Source organism: Pantoea sp. Tr-811, from assembly GCF_011752535.1.
GTDB lineage: Bacteria > Pseudomonadota > Gammaproteobacteria > Pseudomonadales > Pseudomonadaceae > Aquipseudomonas.
In genome coordinates this window covers 171252-189770 of sequence record NZ_VWXJ01000006.1, presented here as the reverse complement: position 1 = coordinate 189770, position 18519 = coordinate 171252, and the positions used below count along the sequence as shown (strand labels likewise).

Here is an 18519-nt window from a genome sequence, read left to right as displayed (position 1 = left end):
ACCTGTAGCGTAGGAAAGGGCGGTGCAGCTACACCCGATTGACGGGGATCAAGCGGGCACCATGGCAAAGCCCACGCCGAACCGGTTCCAGGCGTTGATGGTGGCGATGGCCAGGGTCAGGTTGACCACTTCGGCCGGTTCGAAATGCGCCTGCAGTGCCTCGTACTCCGGCTGCGGTGCGCCGCGCTCGGGCAGGCGGGTCAGGCATTCCACCCAGGCCAGCGCAGCGCGCTCCCGGGGGCTGAAGTAGCGGGTTTCCTGCCAGACGCTCAGGGTTTGCAGGCGGGCCTCGGTTTCCCCGGCCTGGCGCGCATCGTTGGCGTGCAGGTTCACGCAGTAGGCGCAGCCGTTGATCTGCGAGGCGCGCAGGCGAACCAGTTCGAGCAGCGAGTTTTCCAGGCCGGTTTTGGCCAGGGCCTGTTCCAGGCCGACCATGGCCTTATAGGCCTCGGGTGCGTGCTTGGCCCATTCGATACGGTTGTGCATGGTGTGCTCCAGAGCATGTGGGGTGGACAAGGCGCTACCTTAACGGCCACGGAGGCGCTGCCCGATAGCCAATTGGCCGCTTTGCCAGGAGGCCAATCGCGAGCATTCAGGAGGCCACTGACCTGCATCCAATCTCTTCATTTCTGCCTTGACCGATCAGCCAGGATAATGCCCGGATTGTGTATCTGGAGTGGCGATTCGTGATGAGAGGGGCATTGAACCTGTTGCTGGTGGTGTTGCTGGCACTGAACCTGCGGCCGATCCTGACTAGCATTGGCCCGTTGCTGGAGCCAATGCGTGCCAGCACCGGGCTGGGTTACCAGCAGGCGGCGCTGCTGACCGCGCTGCCGGTGCTGTGCATGGGCCTGGTGCCGCTGCTGCAGCCCTGGCTGCGGCGCTGGATCAGCGAGCATGGCGGCATGCTCGGCGGCCTTGCGGCCATTGGCCTGGCCTGCCTGTGGCGGCTGCAACTGGACAGCGCCTGGGCGCTGATTGCCAGCGCCGTGCTGGCCGGCCTGGGCGTGGCGGTGGTGCAGGGGATGATGCCGGGCCTGGTCAACCGCTGGTTCCCCACGCGCCTGGCGGCGGCGATGGGCCTGTACTCGGCCGCGTTGATGAGCGGCGGCGGCCTGGCAGCCGTACTTGGCCCGCATGTCAGCGGGCATTTCGGGCACTGGCAGGCCGGCCTTGGCCTGTGGGCGATACCGGCGCTGCTGGCGGTGCTGGCCTGGGCCACCCTGCGCCCGCGCCAGGGCGCGGCGAAACTGGCCGGCGCCGCCGAGGGGCACTGGTTCGGCACGCGCCGGGCATGGTTGCTGGCGCTGTACTTCGGCCTGATCAATGGCGGCTACACCAGCATGGTCGCCTGGTTGCCGGCCTACCACCTGGAGCACGGCGGCACGGCCCAGGGGGGCGGCGACCTGGTGGGGCTGATGACCGTCTTCCAGGTGTGTGGCGCCCTGGGCCTGCCGCTGCTGCTGCGCCGTTTCAGCGACCGGCGCCCGGGCCTGTGGCTGGCGTTGTCGATCCAGCTGCTGGGCTTTCTCGGCCTGCTGCTGGCGCCGGGCCTGATGATGGGCGTGTGGGTGGCGATGATTGGCTTTGGCCTCGGGGCGTGCTTCAGCCTGAGCCTGACCTTGACCCTGGAACATCTGAAAACCCCGGGTGAAGCCGGCAGCCTGGCGGCGTTCGTGCAGGGCATCGGCTTTATCGTGACCGGCATCATTCCCTACATCACCGGCTGGTTGCGCGATGTCAGCGGCGATTTCCAGGCATCTTGGACGCTGCTGACGGTTACCGTGCTGGCCATGCTGCTGGTCACCGCCTGCTTCGCCCCGCGTGGCTATGCCGCCGCCATTGCCCGGCCAGGGCAGGGGGCGCGCAGCGCTGCGCTCAGCTAAGGCGCTGCAGGGTATCGCGCACCCGGTCCAGGGCCGGGTCGATGTCCAGCAGTTCGATGGCGCCGAAGCCCAGCAACAGGCCCGGGCGCACCGGTGCTTCGCTGAAGAACGGCGCCAGCGAATACAGGCCCACTTCGACCCGGCGCGCCAGGCTGGCGAGCAGCTCCACATCCACCCCCGGCCGCGCCAGGGCGCTGAGGTGAAACCCGGCATTGGCCGGCACGGCGCTCAGCCAGGGGGCCAGGTCGCCGTCCAGGCGCGCCAGGATGCGTTCGCGGCGGGCACTGTAGATGTCGTGGCAGCGGCGGATGTGCTTGTTCAGGTGGCCTTCGCCAATGAACCGTGCCAGGGCCCACTGCAGCAGCGTTGGGCTGTGCCAGTCGCTCAGGTGCTTGGCCACGCAGGCGGCCTGCAGCACGGCTGGCGGCAGCACGGCGTAGCCCAGGCGCAGTTCGGGCAGTAGGGTTTTGGAGAAGGTGCCCACATACGCCACCAGGCCCTGCCGGTCGAGGCGCTGCAAGGCGTCGCAGGCGCGGCCCTGGTAGCGGAATTCGCAGTCGTAGTCGTCCTCGATGATCAAGGCACCCAGCTCGGCAGCCTTGGCCAGCAAGGCGTGGCGGCGCCGTTCGCTCATCGGCATGCCCAGCGGGAATTGGTGCGAGGGCGTGACGTAGATCAGCCGGGTGCCACCTGCGATTTGCTCGACACACAGCCCCTCGTCGTCCACCGGCACCGACTGCAGCCGGGCGCCCAAGGCCAGGAACAGCTGGCGTGCCGGTGGGTAGCCGGGGTCTTCCATTGCCACCGGGCAGCCCGGTTCGACCAGTACCCGGGCGATCAGGTCCAGCGCCTGCTGGGCACCGTTGCACACCAGCACATCGGCGCTGCTGCAATGCACGCCGCGGGCGTAGGCGATGTGGTGGGCAATGGCCTCGCGCAATTCGGGCAGGCCCTGGGCGGAAAACTGCCGTTCGGGGTGCCGCTGGCTGCGGCGCAAGGCGTAGTTCAGGCAACTGCGCCACTGGTCGAAGGGAAACTGCGCCTTGCTCGAAGCCCCGCCAACGAAGTCGTAGCGCGACGGCGTTTCCTGGGCGCGCCGGCCCAGCACGGTGGCGCGTTGCTGCCAGCGCTCCAGCGAGGCCGCAGCTGCCAGCGACACGGCCTGGGCCTGGGCTGCGCGCTGGGGCTGGCGTGGGGTGATGAACGTGCCGCGGCCGACCACGCCGCTGAGCAGGTTGTCGTAGGTCAGGCGCGAGTAAGCCTCGGCCACGGTCTTGCGCGACACCCCGAGTTGTTCGGCCAGCAGGCGGGTAGGGGGTAGCTGGGAGCCGGCGGCGAGGTGGCCGCTGTCGATGCCAGCACGCAGCTGCTGGTACAGCTGCTCGGCCAGGCCTTTGCGCCCTTCGAGGCGGATGTGCAGTTCCATGGGGAGGGTCCGTAGCGCGCAAGTGCAGAGGATAGCGGATTGAATGAAGAAGGCCATGCCCAGGTGAAATCGGCGGGCCGCTGCGTCCTGATTTGGTGCGCGCCTGCCTCAAGTTAAGTCATAATGCACAGCTCAGTCGATTATCACGGGTAAAACTGTGCATTAAGCACATGTTTTGCTATGACGCATGCCCGCATTTTCCGCGCATGCCCCGGTACCCCGAAGCGGCCCGCATCTTGCTGTCTGAGCGCCATCTATCACCCTCGGAGCCCCACCCATGACTGCCCCCAGCGAATTCCCGCTGTCCGAAGCCCCGCCGTCCGCACGCAAGGGCCTGTTGCCCATCGCCATGGTGCTGTTCAGCTTTACCTTTTTCACCGGCACCATGTTCGCCGGCGGCAAACTCGGCATGGCCTTCAATTTCGCCGACATGCTATGGATCGCCGCCATCGGCAACAGCTTGCTGGCGCTGTATGCCGCCGCGCTGGCGTTCATCGCCTCGCGCAGCGGCCTGAATACCGTGCTGATGGGGCGCTTCTGCTTCGGCGAGGCGGGCAGCCGGCTGTCGGACTTCTTGCTGGGCTTCGCGGAACTGGGCTGGTACGCCTGGGGCACCGCCACCGTGGCCATCGTGCTGGTGAAGATGCTCGGCCTGGGCGAAGGTTTCAGCACCCCGCTGATGGTGCTGTTCGGCCTGGGCTTCAGCTTGACCGCGATCATCGGCTTCAAGGGCCTGGACCTGTTGTCGCGGGTGTCGGTGCCGCTGATGTTCGTGCTGCTGGTGATCTCGATGGTGTTGGCCACCCGCCATGTGGGCGGCCTGGCGCAACTGGCAGCGCTGGTGCCCCACGAGGCGATGACCTTCTCGGCGGCGGTGACCATGGTCTTTGGCACCTTCGCCAGTGGCGCCACCCAGGCCACCAACTGGACCCGCCTGTCACGCAGCGGGCGGGTGGCGGTAACGGCCAGTGTGGTTGCCTTCCTGCTCGGCAACGGCCTGATGGTGGTGGCCGGAGCCTGGTGCGCAATGGTTTACCAGCAGGCCGATATCGTCGAGGTGATGATCCTGCAGGGCCTGTCGTTCGCTGCAGTGGTGATGCTCTGCCTGAACCTGTGGACCATCCAGGGCCCGACCATCTACAACGTGTCGGCCGCGGCCTGCCACCTGCTGCGCAGCGAGCGCCGGCGCACCATGACCCTGGCCGCTGCCGGCGTGGGGATCGTGCTGGCGGTGGGCGGCATGTATGAAATGCTGATTCCGTTCCTGGTGCTGCTGGGCTCGATCATTCCGCCGGTGGGCGGGGTGATCATGGCCGACTTCTGGTACCGCCACCGTGGCAAGTACCCGGCGCTGGCGGCGGTGAACCTGCCGCGCTACAACCTGACCGGCCTGGTGGCCTATGCCGTGGGCGCGGTCCTGGCCTATAGCTCGCCGTGGGTTGCACCGCTGGTGGGGATTGGCGCTTCGGCACTGTGCTACATCGCACTGCTGGAGCTGGGCGGCAAGGGCAAGCCGGTCGTAACGGAGCAGGTCGAGCCGTGAGCCTGGCCCTGGAAGAACTGCTGCGCCTGCCGGGCCTGGAAGTGATGGCCGTGCGTGCGGGCGCGCGCAACCTGCAGCGCACGGTGCGCTGGCTATACGTGGCGGAGAACGAAGGCATCGCCGAATGGGTGATCGGCGGTGAGCTGGTGTTCGTCACCGGCATCAACCACCCTCGCGAGCAAGCCAACCTGCTGCGCCTGGTGGAGGATGGGGATGCCGTGGGCATCGCCGGGCTGGTGATTCTCACCGGTGGTGGCTATATCCAGGCCATTCCACAGGCGGTGGTCGAGCGTGCCGAACAACTGGGCCTGCCCCTGATCGAGCAGCCTTATGCGCTGAAGATGGTACTGGTCACCCACCTGATCGGCACCGCGCTGGTGCAGATGGGCCAGGTGCGGCGATCGCGCCACGACCTGCTGGGGCAATTGCTGACCGGCGACTACCCGAGCCTGGCCATCGCCCGCCAGCGTGCCGCGCACCTGCAACTGCCTCTGGACCAGCCGCAGCGCCTGGTCGCCTTGCGCCTGTCGGCGGTCGAGGCGCTGTTTCAGCGCCACGGGGCCGAGCAGGGCGAGCGCCTGTGGCAACAGACCCGCCAGGCATTGGAAGACCAGCTCGACGCCTGGTGCCGGCGCCTGCCGGGGGCGATGCACGCCGTGCTACCGGGTGAGCTGTTCATCCTGCTGCTGCCCGAGCAGGCCGGCCTGCGCGAGGCACTGGCGCGGCTGCACAAGCAGCTGCTACAAGCGGCAGGCGAGCTTGAGCTGTTCATGGGCCTGTCGACTACCGTGCGTGACTGTGCGCATTACCGCCAGGCCCTTCACGAAGCGCGCCAGGCCCTGGATGTGGCGCACAACCTGCGCCCGGCCACGGGCCTTTGCGATTTCAGCGAGCTGGGCGTATTGCGCCTGCTGCAGGGCATTGGCGACCGTGCGGTGATCGACGCCTTCGTCGCCCAGACCCTCGGCCCGCTGATCGAAACCGGGCGCAAGCACCCCCATGCCTTGCTGCACACCCTCGATGCGCTGCTGGGCGAGAACGGCAACGGGCAACGCGCCGCCCAGCGCCTGGGCCTGCACCGCAACACCATCAACCAACGCATGCAACGTATCGAACAACTGAGCGGCCTGTCGCTCGACGACCCCCTGTTTCGCATGAACGCCTCGGTCGCACTGCTGATCTGGCGCATGTCCGAAGCCAATAACAAGGAGTAACGCCTGATGAATATCGTCAACGCCCGCTTGCGCGGCAAACCTGGCCTGCACCGAATCGAACTGGCAGGCGAGCGCATTGCCGCGATCCACGCCCAGCACGACGTGGTGGCTACCAACCCCGGTGACATCGACGCCCGGCAAAACCTGGTGACCGCGCCGTTCGTGGAACCGCACATCCACCTTGACGCCACCCTGACTGCGGGCGAGCCGGCCTGGAACATGAGCGGTACGCTGTTCGAGGGTATCGAGCGCTGGGCCGAGCGCAAGGCCATGACCACCCACGAGGACATCAAGACCCGCGCCATCAAGACCATCGGCATGCTGGTGGACCATGGCATCCAGCACGTGCGCACCCACGTCGATGTCACCGACCCGACCCTGGTCGCGCTCAAGGCCATGGTCGAGGTACGCGAGGAAGTGCGCCACCTGGTCGACCTGCAAATCGTCGCCTTCCCCCAGGAAGGTATCGAGAGCTACGACAACGGCCGCGCCTTGATGACCGAGGCGGTGGCCCTGGGCGCCGATGTGGTCGGTGGCATCCCGCATTTTGAAAACACCCGTGACCAGGGCGTGTCATCGATCAAGTTCCTCATGGACCTGGCCGAGCGCACCGGTTGCCTGGTGGATGTGCACTGCGATGAAACCGACGACCCGCAGTCGCGCTTCCTGGAAGTGCTGGCCGAAGAAGCGCGGGTGCGTGGCATGGGCGAGCGCGTGACGGCCAGCCACACCGTGGCCATGGGTTCCTACGACAATGCCTATTGCTCCAAGCTGTTCCGCCTGCTCAAGCGTTCGGGCATCAACTTTGTTTCCTGCCCAACCGAAAGCATCCACCTGCAGGGCCGTTTCGACACCTGGCCCAAGCGCCGTGGTGTGACCCGCGTGGGCGAACTGGACCGCGCCGGCATCAACGTCTGCTTCGGCCAGGATTCGATCGTCGACCCTTGGTATCCGCTGGGCAACGGTAATATCCTGCGGGTGCTGGAAGCGGGCCTGCACATCTGCCATATGCTGGGTTACGAGGACATCCAGCGCTCGTTGGACCTGATCACCGACAACAGCGCACGTACCCTGAACCTGGGCGAGCGCTACGGCATCGAAGTGGGCCGCCCGGCCAACCTGCTGGTGCTGTCGGCCCCGGATGACTACGAGATGATCCGCAGCCAGGGGCATGCGCTGGTGTCGATTCGTGCTGGCAAGGTGCTGATGCAGCGCACGCCGGCGCAGGTCGAGCGTTTCGCCTGACACCCCCGCCTAGGCCTGGTAGGAGCGAGCGCAGCTCGCGATGGGCTGCAAAGCAGCCCCGGCATTCTGTGCAGCGAAGCTTGAAACCCGGGGCCGCTGCGCGCCCTATCGCGAGCTACGCTCGCTCCTACCAGGCTGGCGTAGGTCCGGGCTGTGTGAAAGGACAAAGGCAGACATTCGCCCCCGGCTCTGGCATGGTAACCGCCTCTGTTAGCCAAACAGCCCTGTCATGGATGCCTTCTACCTCATCGCCCTCGGCGCCGTCGTTGCCGGTTTCGTCCAGGGCCTTTCCGGTTTTGCCTTCGGCATGGTCGCCATGTCGTTCTGGGCCTGGGGCCTGGAGCCCCGGCTGGCTGCCTCGCTCACCGTATTCGGCAGCCTCACCGGCCAACTGATCGCCGTGTTCAGCGTGCGCCGCGGCTTCAGCTGGCCGCTGCTGTGGCCCTTTGTGCTGGGCGGCTTGGCGGGCATTCCGCTGGGGGTGTGGGTGCTGCCGTACCTGGACATGCTGTGGTTCAAGGCCGTGTTCGGCACCTTGCTGGTGCTGTGGTGCCCATTGATGCTGCTGGCGCCGCGCCTGCCCCGGCTACCGGGCAACCGCCTGGCCGACGGCGCGGTAGGCGTGGTCGGCGGTGCCCTGGGCGGCATTGGCGGCTTCACCGGCACGGTGCCGACCCTGTGGTGCACCTTGCGCGGCTTCGAACGTGACACCCAGCGCGCCGTGATCCAGAACTTCAACCTGTCGATGCTGCTGGTGACCATGCTCACCTACCTGGGCACCGGCGTGGTCACCTGGGACATGCTGCCAGCCTTCGGCGTGGTGCTGCTGGCCATGACCGTGCCAGCGGTACTGGGCACGCGGGTTTACCTGGGCATCAGCGAACTGGCGTTTCGCCGGGTGGTGCTGGGCTTGCTGACCGCCTCTGGAGTGGCCATGCTGAGCGCCTCGCTACCGGCGTTGTTGAGCCGCTGAACACTTGCCTGGCGGCAATGAACTTGGCACCCTTTGGGCCGCATCGATGTCAATGGCACTTTAGAAGGAAGCTACCCTTGAGTTGGGAAAAAGTCGGCAAACTCCTGGCCGCTGTGCTGCTCGGCGTGGTGGCCTTGCTGGTGGGGTACGCGGTGCTCAAGGACCAACCCCGGCTCACGGCCACCCTGACCTATGCCTACCTGACCTACCCCAGCCAGTTCAGCGAGCGCATCAGCCGCGCCAACGACCAACTCAAGTACGAGCGCTTGCAGCCACGCATCAACAGCATCGGCGAGGGCGCATTGAGCCAGTACCAGGTCGACAAGCTGGTCGAGCTGGCCCAGGAACCCTACGCGCAGCTGTTCGCCAAGCCTTTCGAGGCAGGCCTGGTGGACCACCGCACCGGCCTGCTGATCGACCTGCACAACACTGGCAGCAGCGAAGTGCGTCAGGTGAAGGTGCGCCTGCCGGTCAAGGGCCTGGTGCAGGTGCGCGATGCGGCAGGCAACGACAGCATCTTCGAATCAGCGACCTCGGGGGTGCAGATACCCGCCATCGAGCCGGGTGGGTCGAGCAGGGTATGGGTGTACTTCGACGCCGACTACTCGCAAATCCGCCAGGGTGGCCTGGGCATCAGTTTCGATGGCGGCGAGGCGCAGGTGCGCGTCTACCATGAATACACCGGTTTCCCCGCGCTGGTGGCGCGCTACAGCCACGAGCTGGTTGCAGTGTTGGGGCTGGCGCTGCTTGCGGTGCTGGCGATGGGCTACGCCTGCCTGACCCGGCGCCCCCGTACTCACCAGTGAAACAGCTGCCGCCGCGCGCCTTCGGTGATGGCCACGATCCCGGGGTGCTTGACCTTGCGCTCCACTGAAATGGCATAGAACGACTCCAGCACCGCGTCGGTTTGCCCGATCAGCGTCACCCCGTACTGGCGGCAGACCTCTTCGGCGATCACGCTGGGGGCGACGAAAATGCCGCTGCCTGACTGGCCGAACGCCTGCATCAAGGCGCTGTCATCGAATTCCCCCACGATCCGTGGCTGCACCTGCTGCTCGCCCAGCCAGCGCAGCAAGCGGCTGCGCATCACGGTTTCGGCGCCCGGAATCAGCAGCGGCGCATCCTGCAGGCAGGTGGGGAAGGGCGCGGCATGGCGTTTGGCCAAGGCCGGGGTGGCGAAGAAGCTCAAGCCGCACTCGCCAAGCTTCTGGCTGTAGCCCTTGATGTCCAGGTGGCTGGGCATCGGGCTGTCCGAGATCACTAGGTCCAGGCGTTGGATCGCCAGGTCTGCGAGCAGGCGTTCGAGTTTGTCTTCGCGGCAATTGATGCGCAGCGTGTCGTCCATTTCCATGGTCGGTGCCAGCAGGCGATAGACGATCGACTTGGGCACCACGTCGGCCACCCCTACGCGAAACAGAATCTGCTCCTGCGGGCCTGCGCGCAGCATGGCCTCCAGTTCGCCGCCGAGCTGGAACATCTGCTCGGCGTACACCAGCGCCTGGCGGCCGGTTTCGGTCAGTTCCAGTTGCCGGCCTACCCGCTGGAACAGCGCCAGGCCATAGGTTTCCTCGAGCAAGGTGATCTGCCCGCTGATGGTTTGCGGGGTGAGGTTAAGTTGCTCGCTGGCGCGGGCTACGCTGCCGGTCTTGGCCACGGCCCAGAAGTAGTGCAACTGCCGGTAGTTGAGCACGTCGGAAATTTCCGATTCGAAAAAACCGAAGTATACCGCTTGGAAATACGAATTTTCCGGATGTTTCGGCGTCTTTAGAATGCGAACCCATCAGGCGCAGTGCGCGCCGCCGGGATTTTCCAAGCGAGGACACCATGCTGCATCTCAAATCCATCGGCACCCCCCTGGTGCTGGCCTTGGCCCTGTTGGGCCTGGCCGGTTGCGACCAGGCCGAAAAATCTGCCCAGCAGATGCTCGACCAGGCCGCCCAGTCGGCCAAGCAGGCCATCGATGACACCAACAAGGCTGCCCAACAGGCCTTGAGCGATGCCATGGGCAAGCCGGAGCACGCGCAGAAGGGCGAGGGCCACCCGCCTGCCGACAAGAAAGCCCACACCCAGGAAATCTGACCCTTAACCGCCGCTGCAGGATCGACCGATGGAATACTTGCTGGAACTCGCCGCTAGCCCCACTGCCTGGGTTGCCCTGGCCACCCTGGTGGCCATGGAGATCGTGCTGGGCATCGACAACCTGATCTTCATCTCCATTCTGACCAACAAGCTGCCGGTGGAGTACCGTTCCAAGGCACGGCGCATCGGTATCAGCATGGCCTTGGTGATGCGCCTGGCGCTGCTGAGCACGGTCGCCTGGATCGTCCAGTTGACCGACCCGGTGTTCGAGGTGTTTGGCAATGCCTTCTCGTGGAAGGATGTGATCCTGATTGCCGGTGGCCTGTTCCTGCTGTGGAAAGCGACCAAGGAGATCCACGAGAACGTCGACCCGCACGGCGCCAAGGAAGAGGCCAAGGTGTCGTCCACGGTAACCCTGGGCTTTGCTGCGGCGATCTTCCAGATTCTGCTGTTGGACATCGTGTTCTCGGTGGACAGCATCATCACCGCCGTCGGCATGACCGAGCACCTGCCGATCATGATCATTGCCGTGATTGCGGCGGTGATCGTGATGATGGTAGCGGCCGACCCGCTGGCCAACTTCATCAATGACAACCCGACGGTGGTGATGCTGGCCCTGGGCTTCCTGATCATGATTGGCATGACGCTGATCGCCGAGGGCTTCGGTGCCCATGTGCCGAAAGGCTATGTGTATGCGGCAATGGCGTTCTCGACGGTGATCGAGATCCTCAACATCCTGGCCCGCCGGGCGCGGCTCAAGCGTGAAGCGGCTGAGGGGTGATGTAAAAAAGCGGGGCGCCTTGCGCCCCATTCGCGAAGATTCGGATGTCTCAATGCACCCCGGCATGCCGCCGCCCAGGCGGTGCCTTGGCCGGGGCTTGCGCTTGATGATGGGGCGAATGGCGCCGCACGATACGCAGAACGCCCCACAGCATGGCGGCCGCGACGCTCAGCCACATGCCCACCAGCATGAGAATAGCCATAGTCAGGCTCATGTGTGCCTCCTTCTCTTGGGCCGCCTTGGGTTGGCCCGCCAGACACTGCTTTAGTCTAGCTGCACGCCCATGACGTTCCATTGACCGAAGGTCTATTGCTTAAGCCGTTTGGTTTCATGCCTGCTGCGGGCTATACCCGCGCCGCGTGGCGCCCTATGATCGGTGGCCAGAGCCGGGCGCTGCCTGCCTGGCACCGAAATTAGCGAGTGTCCATGGAGCAACATTTCCTCACCACCGCCCGCCGCCGCCTGCTCGCCGCCTGCCTGCTGGCCGCCAGCCTCGCGGGCTGCGCCGGGGCGCCACCGGCCAACCTCAAGGGCTTGCCGCAGCGGGTCGAGATCAGCAGCGTGCCGTTCTACCGCGGCAATGCCAACCACAGCGGGGCCATGGCCCTGGCCGCGCTGCTGTCGCAGCAGGGCGCACCGATCACCCCGGGGCTGCTGGACAAGCCGCTGAACCTGCCCCAGGGCGCCGAGGCGCTGGAAACCGGCATCCCGCGCGTGGCGCGCGAGTACGGCATGGTGGTTTACCCGCTGGACAAGCAACTGGAGGCCTTGCTGACCCAGGTAGCGGCGGGGCATCCGGTGTTGCTGCGATACCAGGAAGGGTCGGCGTGGTGGAGCGAGCCGCGTTACGCGGTGCTGATCGGCTATGACCGCTACAAGAAGCGGGTACTGTTGCGCGCTGGGATGCACCGTCGGCAGATGATGGCCATCGACGACTTTGCCTCGGCGTGGGCGAAGGAGGGGAGCTGGGCGGTGCTGGTGCAGCCGCCGCGGCAGTTGCCGGCCGAGGTGAATCGCCAGCGCTGGTTGCAGGCGGCCGATGAGCTGGCCAGGGCGGGGCAGGAGATTGCGGCGAAGCAGGCGGTCAATAGCCTGAACAAGTAATGTTGCTGGCCCGGCCCGGCCCGGCCCGGCCCGGCCCGGCACCGGCATTGGCACCGGCCCGGTACTGGCACCGGCACTGGCATTGGCACCGGCACCGGCACCGGCACTGGCATCGGGTAGGAGCGAGCGTAGCTCGCGATGGGCCGGGCAACGGCCCCAGGTTTTCAGCTTTGCAGCTTAAACGGCGGGGCTGCGTTGCAGCCCATCGCGAGCTGCGCTCGCTCCTACCCCCCCCCTCCATCAGAAGCCGAGGCGGTCGCGCAGGCTGTAGTACCAGGCACCAATGGCGCTGAACGGTACGCGCAGCATCTGCCCGCCCGGGAACGGGTAGTGCGGCAGGCCGGCGAAGGCGTCGAAACGCTCGGCCTGGCCACGCAGCGCCTCGGCCAGCACCTTGCCCGCCAGGTGGGTGTAGGTCACGCCGTGGCCCGAGCAGCCCTGGGAGTAGTAGATGTTGTCGCCGATACGGCCAACCTGCGGCAGGCGCGACAGGGTCAGCAGGAAGTTGCCGGTCCAGGCAAAGTCGATCTTCACGTTCTTCAGCTGCGGGAAGGCCTTGAGCATCTTCGGGCGGATGATCGCTTCGATGTTGGCCGGGTCACGCGCGCCGTACACCACGCCACCGCCGAAGATCAGGCGCTTGTCGCCGGTCAGGCGGTAGTAGTCGAGCAGGTAGTTGCAGTCTTCCACGCAGTAATCCTGCGGCAGCAGGGTACGCGCCAGCTCTTCGCCCAACGGCTCGGTGGTGATGACCTGGGTGCCGCACGGCATCGACTTGGCGGCCAGCTCTGGTACCAGGTTGCCCAGGTAGGCGTTGCCGGCAACGATGATGAACTTGGCGCGGACCTTGCCCTGCGGCGTGTGCACCACCGGGTTGGCGCCGCGCTCGATGCGCACGGCCGGGGTTTGCTCATAGATGATGCCGCCCAGCGACTCGACCGCGGCGGCTTCGCCCAGGGCCAGGTTCAGCGGGTGGATGTGGCCACCGCTCATGTCCAGCATGCCGCCGACATAGCTGTCGCAGGCCACCACTTCACGGATGCGCTTCTGGTCCATCAGCTCCAGTTGGGTGTGGCCGAAGCGTTCCCACAGGCGCTTTTGCGATTCCAGGTGGCCCATTTGCTTGGACGTCAGCGCGGCGAATACACCGCCGTCCTTCAGGTCGCACTGGATGTTGTACTTGGCCACGCGCTCACGAATGATGCGCCCGCCTTCGAAGGCCATCTTGCCAAGCAGTTGCGCTTCTTTTGGGCCGACGGTGCGTTCGATCACGTCGATGTCGCGGCTGTAGCTGTTGACGATCTGGCCGCCGTTACGGCCCGATGCGCCGAAACCGACCTTGGCGGCTTCCACGATGCTCACCTTGAAGCCGTTCTCCAGCAGGAACAGGGCGCTGGAAAGGCCGGTGTAGCCGGCACCGATGATGCACACATCGGTTTCCACCTCACCCTGCAGCGCCGGACGTGGCGGCACCGGGTTAGCCGAGGCGGCGTAGTAGGACTGGGGGTAGGGGGTGTTAGCCATGCTGCAGGAACCTCGTGTTTTATATTTTTAACGAATGTACCGATGCTATCAATAATAATAAACACCCGCTAGTCGTCCGTTGAAAATCCTTTACTCGGGCCCGGCCGCTCCTTCTCTATAAACAGGTTAATATTCAGTGGGTTAGCGCGAAAAAAAGTGTTGACAGGGTTTTTGGATTGGGTAGAATGCGCACCACACGACAGGCACATAGCTCAGTTGGTTAGAGCACCACCTTGACATGGTGGGGGTCGTTGGTTCGAGTCCAATTGTGCCTACCAAACAAAGTCCCGGTTTCCGGGCAGCGAAAGGGCGATCCGAAAGGGTCGCCCTTTTTCGTTTGCGCTGAACATGCTGGCGCGAGCTGCGCTCGTTGCCAGGGTATCCGCATGCGGCCGGGTAGGCGCTCGCGATGGCGTCCCCCGATCCTGCCTCAACAACGAAAGTTTTTGATTTTTTTGAAAAAAACGCTTTACAGGTGTGCGTTCGGTCACTAATATGCGCACCACACGACAGGCACATAGCTCAGTTGGTTAGAGCACCACCTTGACATGGTGGGGGTCGTTGGTTCGAGTCCAATTGTGCCTACCAAACAAAGCCCCGGTTTCCGGGCAACGAAAAGGGCGATCCGAAAGGGTCGCCCTTTTTGCGTTCTACGGCTCCACGAAGCAGCGTGTAACCTTTAGTCGCGGGCGGCGGCCTGGGCGGCCATGCTAGAATCCGCCCCTTCGAATTTGGAGGTACACGCGTGCGCAAACTGGCAGTGGTAGTGGCAGTGCTGGCCCTGGCGGGCTGTGACAATGAGGTGGAAGGTGTGCACAAGCAGGTCGCCGAGCACCTGCACAACCCCAAGACCGCCAAATTCGGCAACGTGCGAATCGACACCAAAGGCACCATCTGCGGCCAGGTGCGTGGCAAGGACGACGCCGGGCAGTACGAAGCCTACCGTAGCTACGTGGCCATCAAGGGCAGCGATGGCCAGTACCAGATCATCGTCGACGATAACGGCAACGACCTGCGCATCCGCGAGCAGTGCGGCGGCGCCGACCTGCAGCGCCGTGCCGAGGCACTGGCCGACCAGCCGGCGCCCGAAGGCTGGGACGTCGAGGTGATTCAGGGCGCCAACATGGGTGCGCTGTCCGACATGACCGCCCGGCTGATCGAGAAAGGCATCCCTTCTTCGGTGGAATACCGCGACGGCAAACCGGTGGTGCTGATGGGGCCGTTCCCCAGCAAGGCCGAGGCTGACGCACGCAAAGCCGAGGTGATGGCCAAGCTTGGCACCGATTCGATCGTTATCCAGCACGGCGCCCAGCGCTGACCGGCAACCTGTTTTCTGTAGCCTTGTCCGTCTATGCTTGCCTTGACACAAGCCAGACGGGGAGGCCTCATGTCTACGCTGGAGCGGGCCATTGCCGTGGCCGCCAGGGCACATGAAGGGCAGTACGACAAGGGTGGGGCGGCTTACATCCTCCACCCGTTGCGGGTGATGCTACGGGTTAGCACGCCGGAGCAGCGCATTGTCGCGGTGCTGCACGACGTGATCGAAGACACACCACTGACGTTATCCGACCTGGCCCGCGAGGGCTTTCCGCTGAAGATTCTTGCAGCCCTGCTGGCGCTGAGCCGGAACAAGGGCGAAAGCTACCAGGACTTTGTCGTGCGCCTGGGGGTAGACCCGTTGGCGCGCACGGTGAAGCTCGCCGACCTTGCCGACAACAGCGACCTTTCCCGCATCCCATGCCCAGGCCCTGCCGACTTGGCACGGCTGGCCCGTTACCGCGAGGCCAGCGCCTACCTGCAGGCATTGCCCTGAGCCTTGGTCAATCTTCCTTGGGCACCGTCCAGAAAATCTGCACGCCGCCATCGTCGCGGTGGGCGAGGGTGACGTTGTCGTTCTCGGCAATTTCTTCCAGCAACGTTTCCCAGTCGTCTGGCGACTCGTGTTCCAGGCGGAAGATCAGCGCGGCGCGGCTGCGCTGGGCGAGCGGGTTGTTGATGATTTTCTGGATGCGCAGGCCCAGTTGCTGGTAGCTGCTTGGGGTTGCTTCGGCGGTGTTGGCCACGGAGGCGATTCCTTGTTGTGCTGTATGTGCGTACAGTATTTCACCGCGTGATTTTTCGCAACTGGGCTAACGCATTCCTTCAATGCCACCAGGGCGCGGGTGTGCGTGCCATTTGTTATGTGCACAAGTTTGGCTTCAAGTTTGTATGTTGTGCTGTACGCATGCGACAATTTGCCCTTCGTTAACCTAGGAAGGGCTGTAACGTGGTAGATGAAGTAAATCCAAGCCGGTTGGGGCGAGCATGGCTCGCGACCCTCGGCGCTATTATTCTGCTGGCCGGTGTGTACTTCATCGGCGGCGGTGGTTGGTTGGCCTGGCTGGGTGGCAGCTGGTACTTCCTGGTCGCAGGCCTGCTGCTGGTGGCCGCCGGTGGCCTGATCATGCGCCGGCGGATGCTGGGTGTGGGGCTGATCGCCTTGGTGGTGCTCTACACCGGCGCCTGGGCGTTGTGGGAGGTGGGCTTCACCTTCTGGCCACTGCTGTCGCGGTTGTTCGCGTTTGCCATCATTGGTGCTGCGGTTGCCTTCTCCATTCCCCTGTTCACCCGTGCACGCAATGCGCGCGTGGCCGGCGTGGCCTTGGGGGCGGTGGCTTCGGTCGGTGTCGTGGTCACGGCGGTAAGCGCCTTTACGCCCAAGAACATCATTCGTGATGCCGAGTCGGTAGCGGCGGCGCAAGACGTGGCCGTACAAGCCGGCGAGAAAGAACCCGGCGACTGGAAGGCATGGGCGGGCGATACCCACGGCTCGCGTTTCTCGCGGGTTGGCGACATCACCCCGGCAAACGTCAAGGACCTGAAAGTGGCCTGGACCGCGCACACCGGTGAGGCAGTGGTGCCTGGTGTGGGTGATGCCGAAGACCAGAACACCCCGCTGCAAATCGGTGACAGCTTGTATGTCTGCACCACCTACAGCACGGTGATTTCCTACGACATCGACACCGGCAAGGAAAACTGGCGCTACGCGGCGGGCAAAGGTAACTCCACCTACCAGCGCTGCCGTGGCATGGCCTACTTCGATGCCATGTCGGCAAAGAAAGTGGCTGACGTGCCAGGCGTTGCCGCCGATGCAACGCTGGACGCTTCGGTGAGCCCGCAGCGGCTGATCTTCCCGACCGGTGATGGTCGCCTGATGGCCATCGATGCGCACACCGGCAAGCCGGTGGCCAACTTTGGCGACAACGGCGCCGTCGACCTCAAGGCCGGCATGGGCGAGGTCAAGCCTGGCTACTATCAGCAATCGTCCACGCCGCTGTTGGCGGGTAACCTGGTGATCGTGGGTGGCCGCGTGATCGACAACTTCGAAACCGGTGAACCGCCAGGGGTGGTTCGCGCCTTCGACGCCGTTACCGGTACGCTGGTGTGGGCCTGGGATCCGGGCAACCCTGAGGTCACGCGCGAGCCGTTGTCGCCAGAAGGCTACACCCGTGGCACCCCGAACGTGTGGGTGGCAGCGTCCTACGATGCTGAGCTAGGCATGGTCTACCTGCCAACCGGCAACGCCACGCCTGACTTCTGGGCGGGCTTCCGTACCGAAGCGGACGACAAATACGGCTCTTCGATCGTTGCCGTCAACGTCGCCACTGGCCGCCCTGTGTGGTCGTTCCAGACCGTGCACCATGATATTTGGGACTTCGACGTTACCGGTCAACCGCTGATCTACGACATCCCCAACGATGACGGTTCGGTGTCCAAGGCGGTATCGGTGACCTCGAAAACCGGCATGATCTACCTGCTGGACCGCACCAACGGCAAGCCGCTGGCCAACATCGAAGAGCGCCCCGTGCCTCAGGGCAACCTGGCGGGCGAGCGCTATTCGCCCACCCAGCCGTACTCCGTGGGCATGCCGAACATCGGCAACGATGTGCTCAAGGAATCGGACATGTGGGGTGCCACGCCGTTCGACCAGCTGATGTGCCGGATCATCTTCAAGTCCAGCCGCTACGAGGGCGTGTTCACGCCACCGGGTGAGGACTGGGCGATCCAGTACCCAGGCTCGCTGGGCGGCATGAACTGGGGCGGTGTCTCGGTCGACCCAACCACTCACCTGATGTTCGTCAATGACCTGCGCCTGGGCCTGCACTACAACATGGTGCCAGCCAAGGACATCCCGCCGGGCACCGGCAGCAGTGAGGGCATGGGCATCATCGTGCAGAAGGGCACGCCATTCGGCACCTGGCGCGAACGCTTCATGTCGCCGTTGGGCGTACCCTGCCAGGCGCCGCCGTTCGGCACGCTGTCGGCGGTGAACCTGAAAACCCACAAGCTGGTCTGGCAAGTGCCGGTGGGCACCGTACAGGACACGGGCCCGCTGGGCATCGCCACCGGCCTGCAACTGCCGCTGGGCATGCCGACCCTGGGGCCGTCGCTGGCTACCAAGTCCGGGTTGCTGTTCTTTGCCGGCACCCAGGACTTCTACCTGCGTGCCTACAACAGCCGTACCGGGGAAGAGATCTGGAAGTCGCGCCTGCCAGTGGGCAGCCAGAGCGGGCCGATTACCTATCGCTCGGAGAAAACCGGCAAGCAGTACGTGGTGATTTTTGCGGGTGGATCGCCGCATTCTGACAAACGTGGTGACAGCGTGATCGCCTACGCGCTGCCGTAACGGGAAACAGCGCCGCTAGCGCGGCGCATCGCGAGCTACGCTCGCTCCTACGAGGGGCCGCGTAGCCGTACCCGCGGC

18 protein-coding genes and 2 tRNA genes are annotated in these 18519 nt (G+C 64.9%); 14 read left to right on the top strand and 6 right to left on the bottom strand.

Going from position 1 to position 18519, the window contains the following annotated elements:
- Window positions 1–48: 48 nt before the first annotated feature.
- Window positions 49–486, bottom strand: coding sequence for a carboxymuconolactone decarboxylase family protein (locus F3J44_RS11710; RefSeq protein WP_167272471.1), 438 nt, complete (start codon window positions 484–486; stop codon window positions 49–51).
- A gap of 203 nt (window positions 487–689) precedes the next feature.
- On the opposite strand from F3J44_RS11710, the gene F3J44_RS11705 reads away from it, so the two are divergent.
- Entirely contained in the window at window positions 690–1886 is a 1197-nt protein-coding gene (locus F3J44_RS11705) for a CynX/NimT family MFS transporter (RefSeq protein ID WP_167065206.1), read from the top strand.
- On the opposite strand, the gene F3J44_RS11700 is transcribed toward F3J44_RS11705, so the two are convergent.
- A complete protein-coding gene (locus F3J44_RS11700) occupies window positions 1879–3312 on the bottom strand; it encodes a PLP-dependent aminotransferase family protein (RefSeq protein WP_167272469.1) in 1434 nt (477 codons plus the stop codon). The genes F3J44_RS11705 and F3J44_RS11700 overlap by 8 nt on opposite strands.
- Before the next feature lie 277 nt (window positions 3313–3589).
- Here F3J44_RS11700 and codB point away from each other — a divergent pair, with 277 nt between their 5' ends.
- From codB to F3J44_RS11675, 5 genes are all read left to right on the top strand, one after another.
- On the top strand, window positions 3590–4855 hold the full coding sequence (gene codB / locus F3J44_RS11695) for a cytosine permease (RefSeq protein WP_167065200.1): 1266 nt from the start codon (window positions 3590–3592) through the stop codon (window positions 4853–4855).
- Window positions 4852–6069: a PucR family transcriptional regulator ligand-binding domain-containing protein gene (locus F3J44_RS11690; RefSeq protein ID WP_167272467.1), complete on the top strand. Its 1218-nt coding sequence runs from the start codon at window positions 4852–4854 to the stop codon at window positions 6067–6069. The genes codB and F3J44_RS11690 overlap by 4 nt, the downstream gene beginning before the upstream one ends.
- A gap of 6 nt (window positions 6070–6075) precedes the next feature.
- Window positions 6076–7314, top strand: coding sequence for a cytosine deaminase (gene codA, locus F3J44_RS11685; RefSeq protein WP_167272464.1), 1239 nt, complete (start codon window positions 6076–6078; stop codon window positions 7312–7314).
- Between the two features lie 229 nt (window positions 7315–7543).
- Window positions 7544–8287: a sulfite exporter TauE/SafE family protein gene (locus F3J44_RS11680; RefSeq protein WP_167065192.1), complete on the top strand. Its 744-nt coding sequence runs from the start codon at window positions 7544–7546 to the stop codon at window positions 8285–8287.
- Between the two features lie 77 nt (window positions 8288–8364).
- The gene (locus F3J44_RS11675) at window positions 8365–9093 is read left to right on the top strand and encodes a hypothetical protein (protein WP_167272462.1); all 729 of its coding nucleotides are present in this window, start codon (window positions 8365–8367) and stop codon (window positions 9091–9093) included.
- On the opposite strand, the gene nhaR is transcribed toward F3J44_RS11675, so the two are convergent.
- On the bottom strand, window positions 9084–9977 hold the full coding sequence (nhaR, locus tag F3J44_RS11670) for a transcriptional activator NhaR (protein WP_167272460.1): 894 nt from the start codon (window positions 9975–9977) through the stop codon (window positions 9084–9086). The genes F3J44_RS11675 and nhaR overlap by 10 nt on opposite strands.
- Window positions 9978–10111: 134 nt before the next feature.
- Between nhaR and F3J44_RS11665 the strand changes: the two genes are divergently transcribed.
- Both F3J44_RS11665 and F3J44_RS11660 read left to right on the top strand, forming a co-directional pair.
- Entirely contained in the window at window positions 10112–10366 is a 255-nt protein-coding gene (locus F3J44_RS11665; RefSeq protein WP_167272457.1) for a hypothetical protein, read from the top strand.
- Between the two features lie 28 nt (window positions 10367–10394).
- Window positions 10395–11147 carry a TerC family protein gene (locus F3J44_RS11660; RefSeq protein WP_167065183.1) on the top strand — a complete coding sequence of 251 codons (753 nt, stop codon included), beginning with the start codon at window positions 10395–10397 and terminating at the stop codon, window positions 11145–11147.
- Window positions 11148–11196: 49 nt separating this feature from the next.
- Here the strand turns inward: F3J44_RS11660 and F3J44_RS11655 are convergent, their stop codons facing one another.
- Window positions 11197–11361, bottom strand: a complete 165-nt coding sequence (locus tag F3J44_RS11655; RefSeq protein ID WP_167272454.1) for a hypothetical protein — start codon at window positions 11359–11361, stop codon at window positions 11197–11199.
- 212 nt (window positions 11362–11573) lie between these two features.
- Between F3J44_RS11655 and F3J44_RS11650 the strand changes: the two genes are divergently transcribed.
- Entirely contained in the window at window positions 11574–12251 is a 678-nt protein-coding gene (locus F3J44_RS11650) for a peptidase C39 family protein (RefSeq protein ID WP_167272452.1), read from the top strand.
- A 240-nt stretch (window positions 12252–12491) separates the two neighbouring features.
- Here the strand turns inward: F3J44_RS11650 and F3J44_RS11645 are convergent, their stop codons facing one another.
- Entirely contained in the window at window positions 12492–13775 is a 1284-nt protein-coding gene (locus F3J44_RS11645; RefSeq protein ID WP_167065177.1) for an FAD-binding oxidoreductase, read from the bottom strand.
- Between the two features lie 201 nt (window positions 13776–13976).
- Here F3J44_RS11645 and F3J44_RS11640 point away from each other — a divergent pair.
- From F3J44_RS11640 to F3J44_RS11625, 4 genes are all read left to right on the top strand, one after another.
- Window positions 13977–14053 (top strand) — tRNA-Val (locus tag F3J44_RS11640).
- Between the two features lie 233 nt (window positions 14054–14286).
- Window positions 14287–14363: transfer RNA gene (locus F3J44_RS11635), tRNA-Val, on the top strand.
- Window positions 14364–14520: 157 nt separating this feature from the next.
- The gene (locus tag F3J44_RS11630; RefSeq protein ID WP_167065174.1) at window positions 14521–15093 is read left to right on the top strand and encodes an SPOR domain-containing protein; all 573 of its coding nucleotides are present in this window, start codon (window positions 14521–14523) and stop codon (window positions 15091–15093) included.
- Window positions 15094–15162: 69 nt separating this feature from the next.
- The gene (locus F3J44_RS11625) at window positions 15163–15588 is read left to right on the top strand and encodes a GTP pyrophosphokinase (protein WP_167065171.1); all 426 of its coding nucleotides are present in this window, start codon (window positions 15163–15165) and stop codon (window positions 15586–15588) included.
- A 7-nt stretch (window positions 15589–15595) separates the two neighbouring features.
- Here the strand turns inward: F3J44_RS11625 and F3J44_RS11620 are convergent, their stop codons facing one another.
- The gene (locus F3J44_RS11620) at window positions 15596–15838 is read right to left on the bottom strand and encodes a DUF1654 domain-containing protein (RefSeq protein ID WP_167065168.1); all 243 of its coding nucleotides are present in this window, start codon (window positions 15836–15838) and stop codon (window positions 15596–15598) included.
- Window positions 15839–16041: 203 nt separating this feature from the next.
- Here F3J44_RS11620 and F3J44_RS11615 point away from each other — a divergent pair, with 203 nt between their 5' ends.
- The gene (locus F3J44_RS11615) at window positions 16042–18441 is read left to right on the top strand and encodes a membrane-bound PQQ-dependent dehydrogenase, glucose/quinate/shikimate family (RefSeq protein ID WP_370526733.1); all 2400 of its coding nucleotides are present in this window, start codon (window positions 16042–16044) and stop codon (window positions 18439–18441) included.
- Window positions 18442–18519 lie beyond the last annotated feature (78 nt).

Coding starts and splice junctions, on each gene's coding strand:
- F3J44_RS11710 (WP_167272471.1), bottom strand. CDS start 486: ATGCACAACCGTATCGAATGGGCCAAGCACGCACCCGAGGCCTATAAG.
- F3J44_RS11705 (WP_167065206.1), top strand. CDS start 690: ATGAGAGGGGCATTGAACCTGTTGCTGGTGGTGTTGCTGGCACTGAAC.
- F3J44_RS11625 (WP_167065171.1), top strand. CDS start 15,163: ATGTCTACGCTGGAGCGGGCCATTGCCGTGGCCGCCAGGGCACATGAA.
- F3J44_RS11655 (WP_167272454.1), bottom strand. CDS start 11,361: ATGAGCCTGACTATGGCTATTCTCATGCTGGTGGGCATGTGGCTGAGC.
- F3J44_RS11700 (WP_167272469.1), bottom strand. CDS start 3,312: ATGGAACTGCACATCCGCCTCGAAGGGCGCAAAGGCCTGGCCGAGCAG.
- F3J44_RS11665 (WP_167272457.1), top strand. CDS start 10,112: ATGCTGCATCTCAAATCCATCGGCACCCCCCTGGTGCTGGCCTTGGCC.
- F3J44_RS11680 (WP_167065192.1), top strand. CDS start 7,544: ATGGATGCCTTCTACCTCATCGCCCTCGGCGCCGTCGTTGCCGGTTTC.
- F3J44_RS11645 (WP_167065177.1), bottom strand. CDS start 13,775: ATGGCTAACACCCCCTACCCCCAGTCCTACTACGCCGCCTCGGCTAAC.
- codB (WP_167065200.1), top strand. CDS start 3,590: ATGACTGCCCCCAGCGAATTCCCGCTGTCCGAAGCCCCGCCGTCCGCA.
- F3J44_RS11650 (WP_167272452.1), top strand. CDS start 11,574: ATGGAGCAACATTTCCTCACCACCGCCCGCCGCCGCCTGCTCGCCGCC.
- F3J44_RS11660 (WP_167065183.1), top strand. CDS start 10,395: ATGGAATACTTGCTGGAACTCGCCGCTAGCCCCACTGCCTGGGTTGCC.
- codA (WP_167272464.1), top strand. CDS start 6,076: ATGAATATCGTCAACGCCCGCTTGCGCGGCAAACCTGGCCTGCACCGA.